General features: G+C 40.3%; 16 protein-coding genes, 2 tRNA genes and 1 pseudogene. 10 read left to right on the forward strand and 9 right to left on the reverse strand.

The genetic code is table 11. From position 1 onward, the window contains the following. The first annotated feature begins 135 nt into the window (after positions 1-135). From OL444_RS12335 to OL444_RS12345, 3 genes are read left to right on the forward strand one after another with little or no spacing between them, the layout of a single operon-like run. The gene (locus tag OL444_RS12335; RefSeq protein WP_264732890.1) at positions 136-2910 is read left to right on the forward strand and encodes a type I restriction endonuclease subunit R; all 2775 of its coding nucleotides are present in this window, start codon (positions 136-138) and stop codon (positions 2908-2910) included. 56 nt (positions 2911-2966) lie between these two features. Further along, a complete protein-coding gene (locus OL444_RS12340) occupies positions 2967-4193 on the forward strand; it encodes a restriction endonuclease subunit S (protein ID WP_264732889.1) in 1227 nt (408 codons plus the stop codon). A 12-nt stretch (positions 4194-4205) separates the two neighbouring features. Beyond that, positions 4206-5756 carry a class I SAM-dependent DNA methyltransferase gene (locus tag OL444_RS12345; RefSeq protein WP_264732888.1) on the forward strand — a complete coding sequence of 517 codons (1551 nt, stop codon included), beginning with the start codon at positions 4206-4208 and terminating at the stop codon, positions 5754-5756. 90 nt (positions 5757-5846) lie between these two features. Here OL444_RS12345 and OL444_RS12350 read toward each other — a convergent pair whose 3' ends face one another. The 6 genes from OL444_RS12350 to OL444_RS12370 form a co-directional block, all read right to left on the reverse strand. Then, positions 5847-6527 carry an SMI1/KNR4 family protein gene (locus OL444_RS12350; RefSeq protein WP_264732887.1) on the reverse strand — a complete coding sequence of 227 codons (681 nt, stop codon included), beginning with the start codon at positions 6525-6527 and terminating at the stop codon, positions 5847-5849. 317 nt (positions 6528-6844) lie between these two features. Next, a complete protein-coding gene (locus tag OL444_RS12355) occupies positions 6845-7585 on the reverse strand; it encodes a hypothetical protein (protein ID WP_264732886.1) in 741 nt (246 codons plus the stop codon). Between the two features lie 9 nt (positions 7586-7594). After that, a complete protein-coding gene (locus tag OL444_RS12360) occupies positions 7595-8617 on the reverse strand; it encodes a CBASS cGAMP-activated phospholipase (protein WP_264732885.1) in 1023 nt (340 codons plus the stop codon). Beyond that, the gene (locus tag OL444_RS12365) at positions 8618-8851 is read right to left on the reverse strand and encodes a DUF2188 domain-containing protein (RefSeq protein ID WP_264732884.1); all 234 of its coding nucleotides are present in this window, start codon (positions 8849-8851) and stop codon (positions 8618-8620) included. A 41-nt stretch (positions 8852-8892) separates the two neighbouring features. Beyond that, a complete protein-coding gene (locus tag OL444_RS32095; protein WP_264732883.1) occupies positions 8893-9327 on the reverse strand; it encodes a type II CBASS E2 protein in 435 nt (144 codons plus the stop codon). Beyond that, the gene (locus tag OL444_RS12370) at positions 9317-10540 is read right to left on the reverse strand and encodes a nucleotidyltransferase domain-containing protein (RefSeq protein ID WP_264732882.1); all 1224 of its coding nucleotides are present in this window, start codon (positions 10538-10540) and stop codon (positions 9317-9319) included. Before OL444_RS12370 ends, OL444_RS32095 begins: the two co-directional genes overlap by 11 nt. A gap of 175 nt (positions 10541-10715) precedes the next feature. On the opposite strand from OL444_RS12370, the gene OL444_RS12375 reads away from it, so the two are divergent. The 7 genes and pseudogenes from OL444_RS12375 (at position 10716) to OL444_RS12400 (ending at position 14864) form a co-directional block, all read left to right on the forward strand. Beyond that, entirely contained in the window at positions 10716-11306 is a 591-nt protein-coding gene (locus OL444_RS12375) for a sigma-70 RNA polymerase sigma factor region 4 domain-containing protein (protein ID WP_264732881.1), read from the forward strand. A 1-nt stretch (position 11307) separates the two neighbouring features. Then, positions 11308-11715: a hypothetical protein gene (locus tag OL444_RS12380; protein ID WP_264732880.1), complete on the forward strand. Its 408-nt coding sequence runs from the start codon at positions 11308-11310 to the stop codon at positions 11713-11715. Further along, on the forward strand, positions 11712-12494 hold the full coding sequence (locus OL444_RS12385) for an ImmA/IrrE family metallo-endopeptidase (RefSeq protein WP_264732879.1): 783 nt from the start codon (positions 11712-11714) through the stop codon (positions 12492-12494). Before OL444_RS12380 ends, OL444_RS12385 begins: the two co-directional genes overlap by 4 nt. 210 nt (positions 12495-12704) lie before the next feature. Further along, positions 12705-13163: pseudogene (locus OL444_RS12390) on the forward strand (recombinase family protein). 132 nt (positions 13164-13295) lie between these two features. Then, on the forward strand, positions 13296-13769 hold the full coding sequence (locus tag OL444_RS31925) for a hypothetical protein (protein ID WP_371878173.1): 474 nt from the start codon (positions 13296-13298) through the stop codon (positions 13767-13769). A gap of 294 nt (positions 13770-14063) precedes the next feature. Next, positions 14064-14243 carry a hypothetical protein gene (locus OL444_RS12395; RefSeq protein WP_264732878.1) on the forward strand — a complete coding sequence of 60 codons (180 nt, stop codon included), beginning with the start codon at positions 14064-14066 and terminating at the stop codon, positions 14241-14243. Positions 14244-14591: 348 nt separating this feature from the next. After that, a complete protein-coding gene (locus OL444_RS12400) occupies positions 14592-14864 on the forward strand; it encodes a hypothetical protein (protein ID WP_264732877.1) in 273 nt (90 codons plus the stop codon). Positions 14865-14967: 103 nt separating this feature from the next. On the opposite strand, the gene OL444_RS12405 is transcribed toward OL444_RS12400, so the two are convergent. The 3 genes from OL444_RS12405 to OL444_RS12415 all read right to left on the reverse strand — a co-directional run bounded on the left by OL444_RS12405 (position 14968) and on the right by OL444_RS12415 (position 16146). Next, positions 14968-15053, reverse strand: a tRNA-Leu gene (locus tag OL444_RS12405). Between the two features lie 29 nt (positions 15054-15082). Next, a tRNA-Gly gene (locus OL444_RS12410) sits at positions 15083-15158 on the reverse strand. A 139-nt stretch (positions 15159-15297) separates the two neighbouring features. Continuing rightward, a complete protein-coding gene (locus tag OL444_RS12415) occupies positions 15298-16146 on the reverse strand; it encodes a hypothetical protein (RefSeq protein WP_264732876.1) in 849 nt (282 codons plus the stop codon). Positions 16147-16184 lie beyond the last annotated feature (38 nt).

Here is a 16184-nt window from a genome sequence, read left to right on the forward strand (position 1 = left end):
GGAAGAATGGGCTTTGATATCTGAGGAATAAGAATAATAATTTGAATTTTGCTGGCGCTATCAGATAACTCAACAAGACAACTTTACTGTCGTTGTGAGGAATTTTATTTATTTTGTAGATTAATCCTTTTCACCTTGAGCCCTGAACAAAAAGCCCGAAAACTAATTGATGCTGAATTGATAAGATGCGGATGGATCATTCAGGATAAATCCAGTATTAACCTGAGTGCAGGCATGGGTATTGCCATTCGTGAATATCCGACGGATGTAGGCCCTGCAGACTATGTACTGTTTGTAAACAGAAAACCGGTGGGTGTTATTGAAGCCAAACGGGCAGAAGAAGGAGTGCATATGTCCACACATGAAGAGCAAAGCGGCGGATATGCCCAGGCACATTTAAAGTATTGTGAACATGACCCGCTTCCTTTTATCTATGAAAGTACCGGCGAGATAACCCGATTTACAGATTGCCGGGATATAAAACCCCGATCCAGGCAGATCTTCAGCTTTCATCGCCCGGAAACCTTTGTAGAATGGCTACGACAGGATAAATCTTTAAGAACACGGCTTCATGATTTGCCTGCATTATCACCGGATGGGTTGCGGGATTGTCAGGTTACCGCTATTGTCAACCTGGAAAAATCTTTTAAAGAGGCCCGTCCAAAGGCTTTGATACAAATGGCTACGGGGTCAGGGAAGACCTTCACGGCTATCACTGCGGTTTACCGGCTGTTGAAGTACGCGAAAGCTAAACGCATACTGTTTCTTGTAGATACCAAGAACCTGGGAGAACAGGCAGAGCAGGAATTTATGGCCTATGTGCCTAACGATGATAACCGGAAGTTTACGGAGCTATATGGTGTAACAAGGCTGAAAAGCAGTTTTATTCCGGACGATAATCAGGTGTACATCAGTACCATTCAAAGGATGTATGCCATTTTAAAGGGAGAAGAGCTGGACGAAAATACAGAAGAACAAAATCCGAATGAAAGATCGCCAAGCAAGGAGCCACCACCTGTTGTGTATAATGAAAAGGTGCCGTTGGAATTCTTTGACTTCATTATCATAGATGAGTGTCACCGGAGCATTTATAACCTCTGGAAGCAGGTATTGGACTACTTTGATGTATTCCAGGTGGGGCTGACAGCTACCCCTGACAATAGAACGTTTGGCTACTTCAAACAAAACCTGGTCAGTGATTATGGCTATGAAAAAGCGGTGATTGATGGCGTATTGGTGCCGTACAATGTTTTTACCATCGAAACGGAAATTACCAGACAAGGAAGCACCATCAAACTAGGTGAAAAGGTAGATAAGCGCGAACGACTGACCCGGAAAAAATTCTGGGAAGCGGTGGATGAAGACATTGAGTATAGCGGGAAACAGTTGGATAAGGATATTGTAAATCCCAGCACAATCAGAACCATTATCCGGGCGATAAAGGATACACTGCCTGCGATCTTTCCGGACAGGACAGATCAGACGGGTAACTTTGAAGTACCCAAGACCCTGATATTCGCTAAAACAGATTCCCATGCCGAAGATATCATAGAGATGGTACGGGAAGAATTTGGGGAGGGTAATAAATTTTGCAAGAAAATTACCTACCGTAGTGAGGAGGACCCGAAAGAGGTACTTTCTCTATTCCGTAATGATTACTATCCACGTATTGCCGTTACTGTAGATATGATTGCGACCGGTACGGATATTCGTCCGTTAGAAGTGTTGGTATTTATGCGGGATGTGAAAAGCCGTAGTTATTATGAGCAGATGAAAGGTCGTGGTACCCGCACCTGTTCTCTGGAGCAATTGAGAGCTACCGGTACCCCATCTGCGAAATTCACCAAGGATCATTTCGTTATCATTGATGCCATAGGTGTAGAGCATTCCCAGAAAACGGATAGTCGCCCGCTGGAGAGAAAACCTGGTATAAGTTTGAAAGACATATTACAGGAAGTGGCCATGAACAAGACCAGCGAAGATATCCTTACTACATTGGCCAATCGGCTGTTAAAACTCGAAAAACAGATTAATGATAAAGAAAAAGCTACCTTCGCGGCACATGCAAACGGGCAGACAATTAACCAGGTTGTCAGGAAGTTATTGAACGCCTATGATCCGGATGTAATCTATAGTATAGAGGAAGATAAGAAGGAACAGTTAATAGGGGAGGCGCCGGTGAAAATTAATGCTGCTATTGAGGAGGCAAAAAAACAACTCATTGAAGACGCTATCCGCATCTTCGATAACCCGGATCTGCGGAAATATATTGTTGATGTACGTAAAAAATATGATCAGATTATCGACCATATTAACATGGATAAGATCCGCAACATGGGCTGGGTGAAAGACCAGGATACCGCTGCCGAACTAACCATCAGTAATTTTACGTCCTGGATAGCGGCTAACAAAGACGAAATAACAGCCCTGGAAATCTTTTATGATCAGCCATATCGCCGTCGGGAACTGACCTATACAATGATCAGAAGCCTTTATGAGAAGCTGACGATGGAACAACCGTTATTGGCTCCGTTAAATGTATGGCGTGCTTTTGAACAACTAAAGCAAGCCAACGGGGAACCGAAAAATGAGTTGATGGCATTGGTAAGCCTGATTCGTAAAGTAATCGGTATCGATACCACGCTGACGGGTTACGATAAAGTGGTGGATAAAAACTTCCAGACCTGGGTATTTAAAAAGCAGGCCGGTACGACCACCAAATTCACCGAAGAACAAATGCAATGGCTACGCATGATCAAAGATTACGTAGCGGCCAGTTTCCACCTGGATAAAGAGGATTTTGAGCTGGATCCGTTTAACCGAAATGGAGGGCTGGGGAAAATGTGGCAGCTGTTTGGAGAGAAGACAGATGAGATTATTGAGGAGTTGAATGAGGTGTTGGCAGCGTAGGGTATCAGTCATTAGAGAATAATATCTGATACTTTCATTTGTAATTAAATAAATAGATGGACAAAGAGCAACGTAAAAATCAATTGCCTGCAGATTGGAAGTGGGAGAGGCTTGGAGATATTGCTAACTATTTAAATGGTAGAGCATTTAAGCCTACTGAATGGGAGCTAATTGGAAAACCAATAATTAGAATTCAAAATTTAAATAATCCAGACGCTAAGTATAATTATACAAGAAATGAATTTGAAAAAAAATATGAAGTAAAAAAAGGTGATCTACTGTTTGCATGGTCTGCATCTCTAGGAGCATATATTTGGAAGGGTGAAGATGCATGGTTGAATCAACATATTTTTAAAGTTGTTCCCAATGAGGGTGTTGACAAACTTTATTTATACTATTTGCTGGAGGAAATAGTTCATGTACTATATACACAGGCACATGGATCAGGGATGGTTCATGTGACTAAAGGTAAGTTTGAAGGTACGCATATTCCTTTACCATCTCTTTCTATCCAACAAGCCGTCGTTTCCAAAATTGAAGAACTCTTTAGCGAGTTAGATAAAGGTATTGAAAGTCTGCGTGCGGCTCAGCAGCAATTGAAAGTATATCGGCAAAGTATATTGAAATGGGCATTTGAAGGGAAGCTAACTAACGATAGGGTAGAAGAAGGGTCGGTGCCGAATGGCTGGAGAAAATTATCTTTGAAAGAATTAACTATAGTAATTAGTGATGGGGATCACCAACCACCACCTAAATCTAAAAGTGGAATTCCCTTTATTACTATTTCAAATGTTGATAAGCATTCTAATAAGATTAATTTTTCTGAAACATTTTTTGTGTCAAATGAGTATTATGAAACTCTTAAAGAACATAGAAAGCCAGCCAAAGGAGATATACTCTATACAGTAACAGGCTCTTTTGGTATTCCTATATTGATAGATTATGATAAAGAATTTTGTTTTCAAAGGCATATAGGGTTAATAAGACCAAAAGATTCAGCTAATCAAAAGTGGCTTTACTATGTACTTCAATCCCCGGAAATTTGGGATCAAGCTAAAGCTACTGCGACTGGGACTGCACAAAAAACAGTATCATTGAATTCAATAAGAAATTTCCAAGTGCCATTTTGCTCAATCGAAGAGCAGTACCGTATCGTCCAAGCCATCGAATCCCGTCTCAGCGTCGCAGATAAACTGGAAGAAACTATTACCCAAAGCTTGCAGCAAGCAGAATCACTCAAACAATCCATTCTCAAAAAAGCATTCGAAGGAAAATTAATCTAACAGCGGGAAGTCATGGCAAAAAAAACAACAACAATAAACGAAGATAAAATAATAGTGGAAAATAAGGTTGTCAATACTTCCAGTATTGTCAGCAAGGTATGGGCATTCTGTAATACCCTTCGCGATGATGGCGTAGGTTACGGTGATTACCTGGAACAGTTAACGTATCTTTTGTTCCTGAAAATGGCAGATGAATATACCCATCCGCCACACAACAGGAAAATGCCTATTCCGGTAGCATATAACTGGCAAACTTTGACGAACAAAACAGGTGATGAACTGGAAGTTCATTACAATCATTTACTACGGGAGCTGGCAAAAGAGAAAGGTATTCTGGGACAGATTTTTACTAAAAGTCAGAATAAGATAACAGATCCGGCTAAACTCTACAAGCTGATCGCCTTGATCAATGCAGAGCAGTGGGTACTAATGGGAGTGAAAGATAAGGGGGATATTTACGAAGGATTGCTGGAGAAGAACGCAGAAGATACGAAAAGCGGGGCAGGGCAATACTTTACGCCAAGGCCATTGATTAAGGCGATGGTGGAATGTCTGCGGCCACAACCGATGAAAACCATTGCTGATCCAGCCTGTGGTACGGGTGGTTTCTTTCTGGCCGCTTATGATTGGATGACGGATGAAAAGAACCTGTCATTAGACAAAGGACAGAAGCAATTCTTGAAGTTCAATACTTTCTTTGGTAATGAAATTGTGGCAAGCACCCGGCGTTTGGCATTAATGAACCTGTTTCTGCATAATATTGGTGACATCGATAGTGAACAGGTGCTGATCTCTCCGAATGATTCATTGATTTCCGCTTCCGAAACCCGCTATGACTATATCCTGGCGAACCCGCCTTTTGGGAAGAAAAGCAGTATGACGTTTACCAATGAAGATGGAGAACAGGAGAAAGAGGATCTTACCTATAACCGTCAGGACTTCTGGGTTACTACCAGTAACAAACAGTTAAACTTTGTACAGCATATTAAATCCATGCTGAAAACAACCGGACAAGCAGCTGTTGTATTACCGGATAACGTGTTGTTTGAAGGTGGAGCCGGAGAAACCATCAGAAAGAAGTTATTGGAAACAACAGATTTGCATACAATACTGCGTCTGCCAACGGGTATTTTTTACGCCAATGGTGTAAAAGCAAACGTTTTATTCTTCGATGGTAAGCCGGCCAGTAAAGATCCCTGGACGAAAGAAATATGGGTGTACGATTACAGAACCAATGTGCATCATACCTTAAAAAAGAATCCATTAAAGTTGGAGGATCTGAGGGATTTTATCACTGCCTACAATCCGCAGAACCGACACAAGAGAAACGAAACTTTCAGTGAAGCTAATCCGGAAGGTAGATGGCGTAAGTTTACTTACGAGGAAATTATAGCCCGGGATAAAACCAGTTTGGATATCACCTGGTTGAAAGATAAGTCCCTGGCAGATTTGGATAACTTACCTGATCCCGATGAATTAGCAGAAGATATTGTTGAAAACCTGGAGACCGGGTTGGAAAGTTTTAGGGCTATCATTGCGAGTTTAAATGCCAGCAAAGGATAATTAATCTTTAGATATCAAGGTTCAGGTCATTTCAAATAGAAGATGTAAAAGATAACATCTATTTGAAATGACCTTTTATAGATGAAAGCCTCATCCCAATGCTCGCTTTCGTAGAATAACTTGCTTTTTCATCTTTTGTATCCATTTAGTCATAACACCTTTATTGCGTTTGTACTTAGGCATTTTAGGATTTTTGCGCCATCCCGGATACCAGAATGGCACTACCGGTTCGTTGTATTGTCGCTTACCGTGGGTGCCGAGAAAGTCTTTTAAAAAAGTATCCCCCAGGGTGAATCCATAGAAGATAATATCATTTCCGAACATTGATAATATCGGGTGTTCTGGTTCATCAATCATTATAAAACGATGCCCCCATATAGGAAAGATGCGAGAAATATTTCTTGCTTTTGATATCGCGGAGGTGATACCTGTTGCTGCATAAATCCATTCGATCTGGCTACGAATTTTATTTAAGTCCTCCGGATAGGAATAGAATGCATTGCAGGTAATAATGTTATTATCCTCATCTAGGTGAGGATATGGCCTGTCCAGTCCATTCATCGTGCGATAAAAATTGCAGAGTGGTTCTGGAAAAGTGTATCCTATCTCCTGTTCGAATGCGTGCAACATTTTTTCAGTAAGACCAGGTTTCCACTTACTACCGGGTTGTATAGATGGGCCAAAAATATCGTTGGGGTCAATAATTTCCCACTTAGCTTCAGTTCGGGTCTTTATATATTCAAAGAAGACAATTGAATTATTGGTTTTCATAAGCTAGATGGGAGTAGTGTACTTATTTTGTTTGAGAAAGTTACATCGATTATGGATGCCCCAAAACTTCTTAGGGTATTGTATAACAAACAAAAAAGGCATCGACGATAGTCGGTGCCTTTTTTCAAAACTTCAGAACTTTCGTTCTACCTGTACCCCAGATGGTAAATTTTTGGAAAATATTACCTTTTTTATCTGAAATACATGGTGTTTTTATCGCTGGAAACCCGATTACCCTTACCTAATATGCATATTGTTTTGTATGTCCCAACATGATACCAAACATATTGGCTTGGTGTTTTCCCCCAAAGGCAATTCTAATTATGGGATTTGACAAAGGCTACCGTATTGGCAATAATAGTTTGAACACGTTCAGATTCTGTCGGTTTATTGTCTCTTGCAAACGAATCTTTGATGTTCCTGCACATATTTTCGATGGACGTCTCATTTTGGCCATCAGCTAGTAACTTAAGCGCATATTCTTCCAAGATATATGGTTCATGTTTATAAGGTACCGGGTATTTTTTGGCGTATGGAGTGAGGAATGTATCTACATTCTCAGTTTCGGCTATTTTGGAAATGACACTATCATCAATAACAGCTCCAGCCCAGTTTAAACATTCTGCTTTTGTATGGACTTTGACAAGCCCTTTACCATAAATCATATTTACGCTATATGTAGATCCTGCCTCATTTTTACTTTGACTACTAAGCATCTCATATTCGTCATACAGAATTGCTCCTCTGACGGGCATATTATAAAAATTGCTTTGAAAGTTGAATTTCTTAGCGACTTCTAATAGCTCGATCAGGCTTTCCTTACTGTCATCTTTAGTAGAAAAAATTACAGTATCGGAGATATTCAAACAGTGTACTATAGAAGATGAGATATCAGCTACTAAATGTCCCCTTGATGATTCAATGTACTTTCCATTTCCCATTGACATTTCTATGTCTCTTAGTATATGGCTAATTCTAGTATCTAATCTATCCGGCTCACAGTTTTCAATAAAACTTTTGTACCCTAAATAATCAAAATATGCAATAAATTTTCCCATTTTATATTTTTAATGTTTTGATATTTCTAAAAAATTCAAGATACGATTTCCATGATTCTGAAACTCTATCTGTGCTTTTTCTGCTAATTTATTTAACTTAACAGGATTCGTATCGTCTAACTCGACCTTACAAGTATCGTCTAATTCTGTATCGATACGCATGTACCTGAAGTTGTCTGGTTCAGACCTGTCAATCCCATTTTTCATTAGGCTAATTAGATTTTGTACTTGCTGGGATTGACCCTGCATGAATAGATCAATGATTCTTTTCTTGCTTATGGCCCAGTAAAGTAGCCCCCATCGTGATCTGGAACAGCCATCCACAAACCGCTGATGTCCAGTGCCGATTGAAAGTACTTCGATATTAGAAAGGGGTTGATTAAATGCTTTTTGTGCCTCAATGATCGCTAATAAAGTAGGATTATTTGCAAAAACACCACCATCTACTTTATTATGAAAAAGTTGTTTGTTGCCATTCGTATCGATGTAATCGGAGGAGTAAGGATTAAAGAATGTTGGTGCAGCAGAAGTGGCGAGAGCAGCTTGATATGCTGGAATATGGAAGTCTCGAACAAATGCTGGATGGTATTTGCTTTTAAGTACTGATGGTTTTCCCTGGAAGAGATCATAAATAGGTATACAAGTCGCTGTTTTGCAGTCTTTCAGTATTGGATCTCTACCAGCAAATTGTTTTGAAAACTCGCTTCTCAAAAGGTTTTCTAAATATTCCCTATTATGGGCTGATTTAAAAAGCTGAGTTGGGAATAGCCACCGTTTATTTCCAAATATACCTTTTGCATGTTCTCTGTATAGATTATAAATATCTATAGCAGGGATACCCAAAGACAATGCGAGGGAGAGAATTCCTCCGGTCGATGTGCCAGATATTAGGTCGAAGTATTGCCATATTTGCGTCTTCGGGCAGTTACGTGTGGCTAACTCCGCTTCCGTTTCTGCGAGCAGTTTAGCAGGGAAAATACCACGTATTCCCCCGCCGTCAATGCTCAGTATTCTGAAAGGTTTTGTATCCATTTAGCCTTTTGATTTAGTAGGGTCTGCTGATCTTGGATAGGTTCGCTCTTCTTGAAATTGCCCGTTTCCTTTGTGGATCTTCAGGGAGCTTCCTGAATCTGAAAGGTATGCTGCACTTTGCCGTACAGCTTCCGATTTATTCAACCCTTCAAAATTAATAGAAGCTCGTTCAGCGTTTTCACGTTTTAATTGCCAGTCGCTGTGGGCATTTTTCGTTAAATGATAATTTTTCATTTTTTATTAGTTTTAATAGTTAGTAATAATTGTAATGTGACTTATTCATACTGGATTGGTGGGATGTCACCATGATGGTTAATACCTCCACCAAACCATTCACCATTGGGTAACCACAATTCATAGTAGTATAGCCAGTCAGATGCCCATGGAATTAAAGTTTTTACATAATACATCCCCTGATGCCATTCCCTATATTCAGGATAATATAAACAGAGTTGCTGCTCGGTGGTACTGTATACATGGGGGAGTCTTATGCAGTTCGGTGCTAATTGTAGTTTGGGAGCCAGTACATACACTTTGGGTGGTTCCCAAACAGTATATTTTAGTTTTACCTGGTAGATATTACTGAGCGCTGTCGGACGCAGATTACCAATCCATGTGAGACTGGTTTCTCCACTTCTGGTAATAGTACTTTCCGGAAAATACGATCGTAAACTACCTGCCTGATGTATTAATGAAATTCTACTCTTCACTGCCAAAAAATGTGTGATTACCTAATGACGTCCGACCGGTTGCTCCTAATATACCAGTTGAAGCGGCCATTTTTAGTACCCCTGCTTCTCGGCGTTCACGTTGCATAGAGGCTAGGTTGGAAAATGTTTGCGTTATTATTTTTTTACCAAAGGAGCGATTTAATGTTTCCTGAATAGTGGGTAAACTTCGTTGTTCAGTTACATATGCAATATCACGTTTAACAGCCTGTAGCCATTTATAAAAATTGTCTTTACGCTGAGGGAAGGTGAGCCATTTATCCGCAAAATTCTCCTGCTTATTTACTGGGTTTCCAATCCACTTATAATACTGCCCGGTGACTGGGTCATAGCGATCTTCTATATACTGTTCCATTTCTGCCATTACCTCCTGTAGGCCCACCAAAATATTTGTTTGTTTTTTGTAAGCATGTGCCGCCAGAGTCGTAATAATGATGGAAATTGGTTTGTCTTCGTCGCCATTAAACATAATGTCACGATGACGTTTTAAGATTTGAACTATGCGTTGTAAAGGTGTTTTACGAACCTGGTAAGTCGGTACAGGTTTAATAGATTCTGAGAAATTTACAGCTTTTATTATGGCTAGTCTGCAGCGTTCTTCAAACCATACAGCATAACCAAACATATTGCTAACCAGCCATTCTAAAGGATCTGTAGCAGTCTTATAGTTTTGCAGTTCCTTATCGGTGATGCGAATGGCAAGAGGTGTCATATCTTCCATTTTTCGATTGGCTGCTTTTTCCAGGAGGATTTGGAAACCGTGGCCAACGATGGACGGGAGGATATCCATGTGGAAATTAGCCTCTTCGGCATATTCGAGAGTCCAGCATCGACGGCCTTCTTTTCTACGAAGCATGCGATTGAAGGTGCCGTGTGCCTTCAATCGGTCGCCAATGGCGTGTTTCAGATCATATTGTGTCCAGTATGATCGCTTACCTACCAGTTTACAAACCAAATCTATATCTAAATGATCTCCCTCCGTTACTGGCTGAATCATAGTCCCCAGCAAGAATGAACCCTGAGGACTTATGACAGGGCTGTACGGCGCCAAAGGGGAGTCTTTTTCAGCCAGCCACCCTCCGACGTACCTATAACTGGTAACTGCTTTGTCATAATCTGTTTTGCTAATGTCTAAGGATTTTCCCAATTCATCGAATATCTCACTAAACTGATCCCGTTGTTCTGTTGTTAACATTGGATTTTGTATTAATTTTTTTATTATGCTTCTCGATGGAGTTGTTTTTCGAATTGCAAGAAAGTTGAAAAAACTCCTTATATTAGATATACTCCCGACTTCCTTTTTTTAGCCAAATGGCTAAAAGTTTTTTTTAAGGAGTATATATATTTATGAAATAGACAAAATTGTTGTAATGATTGACTCCGAAACCCTTATCCGATTACAGGATATTAGTAACTCCGAATGGGAGGCTATTTTCAAGGAGCAGGTGTTATATGCTGAACTTAAACTCAAAAAGGCCGGATTATCAACTCGGTTTGAGGCCGATTCTGAAGCAAGCGCTGTAGACTTTGTACAGGAGGCTATCAAGAGGGTTTTTGAAGGTAGACGGCGCTGGAATTTTCATGACAAACCCGATATCCGCATTTTTTTAAAACACGTTGTTAAGAGTCTGATTGGCAACCACTTCAAGCAAACAGGAAGGATTGAGGTGAATTCACAAAGAAGAAACCAAATCGTGGTGTCTGGCCGCGATATGGATTATTTAACCAACCTTCCAGATAACGATTTGCCGGATGAGGAGATTGAAGTCACCAACGAAGTTTGGGCTGAATTAGAGACTGCGTTTGGAAATGATGAGGAGTATCTTATTTTTATTGAATTTTTAGAGTGTAAAAAGCCAAGAGATCTTTCAGTTGAATATTCAAAAGATATATCTGATATATATAATATAATAAAAAAAGGCAAGAGATATTGTATTTCTATAAAGAACAAAATATTATAACATGGAATCCCAAAAGCTAAATATTGGCCGGCTCATCGACATTCAAATGGAGATGGCTTGCGAGAACCAGCAGAGGTTGGATGAAATGCTAAGGTGCGAAGGATTTGATCCTGAAAAGATCGGGAAAGAAGGTCTTTCATTTATTAAGAGTCAAATGTTTAAAGTAGTCGTAGCGAAGAATAAAATTAATAATTCGGGCTTATATGAAAAAGCTGTCAAAATGTTAAGAGAGATTGCCGTTTCTACAGTTCAAACCAAAGAGGCAATTCTTCTGCAACTGCAAGCAAAAAGCCCACGACTACAATTCAACAAACTGGAGAATCTTACGGTGGAAAATTTACAGGAGATATTAAATGATACGGAAGTATTAGACCTGATGTCTCAGCTAGAAAATGAAAATAGTCAATGATAGCATCTAAAGCGGCGCAAGATTTATTATTTGAATGTAGTGTAAATGACCCCAGAGACGTGGATATTGAAGATTTGATTATTTATAAAAATGGTATTATAAAGGAGGTTCCCTTGTCTGGATGTGATGGACGAATGGTCATGAAAAATGGGAAAGCGATAGTGTCGGTTAATTCAAAAATCGAATATCCCAAAAAAAGAAGATTTGTACTTGCCCATGAATTGGGGCATATTATACTCCATCCTGATAGGGAAGCTAGCTTTACTGATAACCACGATACTTTAGAAGATTATCGAAAGGGAAGCCAGGAGAAGGAAGCCAATGATTTTGCTGCTGAACTTTTAATGCCAGCGCAAAAATTCAAATCTGCATGTATCGGGCAAAATTTTTCATTTTCAGTATTATCAAAGCTTGCCGAAAGCTTTGATACGACCCTGTCTGCTACCGCTTTTAGGTATGTTGACTATGGAAATTTTCCTATTTGCCTATTTTATTGTAAGGGTGGCATAGTTCAGTATTGGAAAAAATCTAACGATTTTTGGTCCAGAATTCCTGATAATAGGCATTTAGCAGTTCCGTCAGGCTCAGTTGCAAGCGAATATTATGAGAAAGGCAAGATTTATTCGAAGGAGTGGGTGGATCAGGATATTTTTAAATCGACTTGGTTTGAATTAAGAGATGAGGATGAGGATCTGAGAATGAAAGAGTTTTGTATCATAACCCCAAAGTTTGACTCAGTTCTTAGTGTTGTATGGCAACCCAACAAAAGTAAAAGATAATAGGTCGAAATATTACTGCTCACTACTTCACTGCGCTAGACTTGGATCTTTTACTTTTTTATATTTTGATAGATATTCCAATCATCGTCCTTTTACCACAGTAACAGTGATACGCAGTCGGTAAGTGATTTTGAAATACAGTTCGGTAAATGAAATGGAAATGGGGTTTTATGGTTATCTTTTCTCATTATTGATAAAACTAGATTAGCCATGAAAACAAATATCAACGTTTTCGCCATTGGCTACGCCCGCATCAGTATCAAAGATCAATCCAGCTACTCCCTCACGTATCATGAGCAAGCCATAAAGCGCTACTGTGAACAAAACGATCTAACCCTTATTGCTTTCTTCTGTGACGACGGTGAGAGTAGTGATACTTTCGACCGCCTCAACTGGAAGGCTTTATAGGAATTTCTCCAAAAACATAAAGATCTAGTCCAATATCTGGTTGTTGTAGAGTTAGACCGCTTCTGCAGAGAGCTAATCAAGGCATTACAGAAGATTGACGAATTATATCAAAAGTATAGAATCCGAGTGGTGACGGTGAGCGTGCCAATATCGCAAGATAGTTCTTCGCCTAGCAGTTTTCTGATGCGTGGGATAAAACTACTTATTGCGAGTCATGAGCTAAACCTTATTCGAAGCCGTACAGCCCAAGCTATGTTGTAGGCTAAGGAATTAGGGCCGGTTTACGCATCACGCTCCGTTTGGCTATAGGAGTAAAAAAGATAGGGAGGGGTTACCAGTACTGGAAATTGTGCCTAAGGAAGCCGAAATAATCAGGTTTATTTTCAGCAGTATATAGCTGGTGTGCCGTTCTCCCTGATTTTCGAAGAGGCTAGGAGTCTGGGATTCAATCGAACAGGTAATAATTGTATTCAGCATGTCCTGGGTAATTCTTTGTATGCAGGCTTTATTAGGATTGCAAGGAGTGCCAGTCAACCGGAAAGACTTGTGAAAGGGCTACATCAACCAATTATATCGTTATCTCTGTTTAATACCGCTCAGGGTCTATTGAATAGAAGGCATAAGCCAATTGCTTCAAAACATAAGCAGATTATTCCTTTGCGTGGTATTTTAAGATGTCCATGTGGAGCTGCGATCTCAGGGAGTTATTCTGGTGGTCGTAGCAGACGAAAATACCTTTATTATTTCTGTGGAAAGGAGCACTCCTATAATTTCCCAGGGGAAACATTACATCTGAGGTTTGATAAAATTATGAAGCAGCTTTCTTTCACACCAACGGATTTTGACCTGGTTAGGATAAAGCTGTAACCTGGTTACAGGAATACGGGAAGCACCAAAGCGCAGAGATAAAAAACTGCGTTGATCAGATAAAGGCAACAAATCAAAAAATTAGCTATCTATAAATTGCTCTTATAAATGACATGATTTCGACCAGTATGTACAATCGCGTATATGCCGATTGCAGCCTGCATAAGGCACATTGGGAGGCAGTAGCGAAAAGAACAAATGCCAGTACTGGACATGCTCAATAGGGCAGGAGAGATGTTAATGCATTTGAATGAGTTGTTTACTACATACAGAGAGACGGAAAAATTTAAACTAATGAAATTGATTTTTCCGGAGGCACTTGAGTTTGACGGTAAACTATTTCTTACCTCGGCCATTTATCCAGCTTTGGCTTTCAACTACAGAAAGGGTTTGTTTTATGATCTTCTCACTTTAAAACAGCCTAAAGATGAAAACAAAGGCGAAACTTCGGAAGGCAGATTGCAGCTATCTTGACTGTTATGATAACCACACGATCACCACACGATCACCTTGTTGCAAGGAGTATCAGGTGAGCCTAATATCAGCGATCTTGAATTCGACCTGTACAAAACGATTTCAATTCAAAGGGGTAATATTAAGCACCTAGTAGTACAGGAAATGATGGATAGCGATGAAATGAAGGATTTGCTTATTGATCGGTTGCCGAAACCTAAGCATGTCACCTGTGATGTTTGTGGTTTACGAATGCGTTCCTGCACCTATTTCTTTGATATGGAAGAGTAGCCGATCTTATTTGTTTTTGAATGTTTAAGGGATCATTTGCCCAGAGTGATAGTGGATGCTGATGGAAGACGCTATGATATGCCTGCACAAAAGTGCTCGGATTGTCGCTTCGATATGACAGTATCACTGGAAGGGCTAAACGATGAATTAATCATTAGTCACGAATGTCATTTCAGTGATAAAAAAATTGAAACCACCGTAAAAGCTGATTGGACGGACTTCTCGCAAATTAAAGAAGAAGACAGAAAAAAGTATTGCTACTCTTTTGCAGGACAGGATTTATTCTTCCTTAGCTTATCTCACTTAGCAGAGGATTTGAGCCAGATGGGAGTTGAACACGTAAGTGGCTAAAATGAAAACAATGTGTAAAAAGTAGGAGAGAAAACTCGAAAATTCAGGCATAAAAAAACCGTCGTAAATCTATTGTCTTTCAAATAGTTACGACGGTTTAAAGTACCCCAGATGGGAGTTGAACCCACACTCGCATTGCTGCGAACGGGATTTTAAGTCCCGCGTGTCTACCAATTCCACCACCAGGGTATCATACATACTGTGTCTTGCAACAGCAGTGGAGCGGAAGACCGGGCTCGAACCGGCCACCCCGACCTTGGCAAGGTCGTGCTCTACCAAATGAGCTACTTCCGCTTTTATTCTAAGAACTTTCAACGTTTTTTAGCTGTTCGCTTTTTCGTTGGGATTGCAAAGATAGGAATCTTTTTGGAGCTGCAAAATTTTTTTTACGTTGAATGAAAATATTTTATGCATCTCATTATTTTAACATGCTCTAAGGGTTGAAGGTATAACTATATTTTACCGTCCCCAAGAGCTCGTTACCCTTACCATAACATTCCTCTTTCTGTGGTAATCCACTCGGCAGATAGTTATAGCTCCAGATGCTATAGGTAGAAGTTTCTGCATTAACGGTGGTCATCTTGCTCAGGCGTTGCTGCGCATCATATTCAAAGATATAGTCCGGCAGCATCCTCTTTTTGGTAGGGTGGTAGCGGAAGATATCGGTGAGATGGCCCTGTGCGTCGTAGTTATAAAAGGTACGTTTGCTGCGCACGCCTTTCCGGGTTTCCAGTTCTTCAGTGACGTGACCTATACTGTCGGTTTTAAAGCGTACCAGTACGGAGTCGTTGTCATTCCCTTTCTTTTGTACCATTTGGGTGACTTTGCCGGCGTTGTCGTAGCTGTAGCTGCGGCTTTCATCGAAGCGCATTTTGCTGTCACGGGCCTGGGAGGTGCTGCTTACATACAGCAGGTGGCCTTCGGCGTCGTACCGGTAAAGGGTGGTGGTGACGCTGGCTTCCGTGCTGTCAGTGGTTTTGGTGAGCCAGCCTTTGGAAGAAAAAGACGACGTCATTACGGAATAGCCGGTAGCCCTTGACTGGGTTTTAGCCCGCATCTGGTGGTAGGTGGGACTCATGGCTCTTTCGCAACGGAAGTCATTCTCCGTGTTCATGCTGGCGTCCAGGCTTTGTACGACCTGGGTTTTCACTTTGTTGTTTTTCAGCAGGGCCATATTGGCGATGGTTTGCCGGGTATTATAGATATCCTGGAAAAAATATTGACAAGATGCTTTTCCGGTAAATGCCAACAGGCTCAGTGACAGTAGGATCGTATGCTTCATGAAAATAAAAATCGCTGATTTTTAATTGCTGTAAAGGT

This window comes from Chitinophaga nivalis (genome assembly GCF_025989125.1).
GTDB classification, from domain to species: domain Bacteria; phylum Bacteroidota; class Bacteroidia; order Chitinophagales; family Chitinophagaceae; genus Chitinophaga; species Chitinophaga nivalis.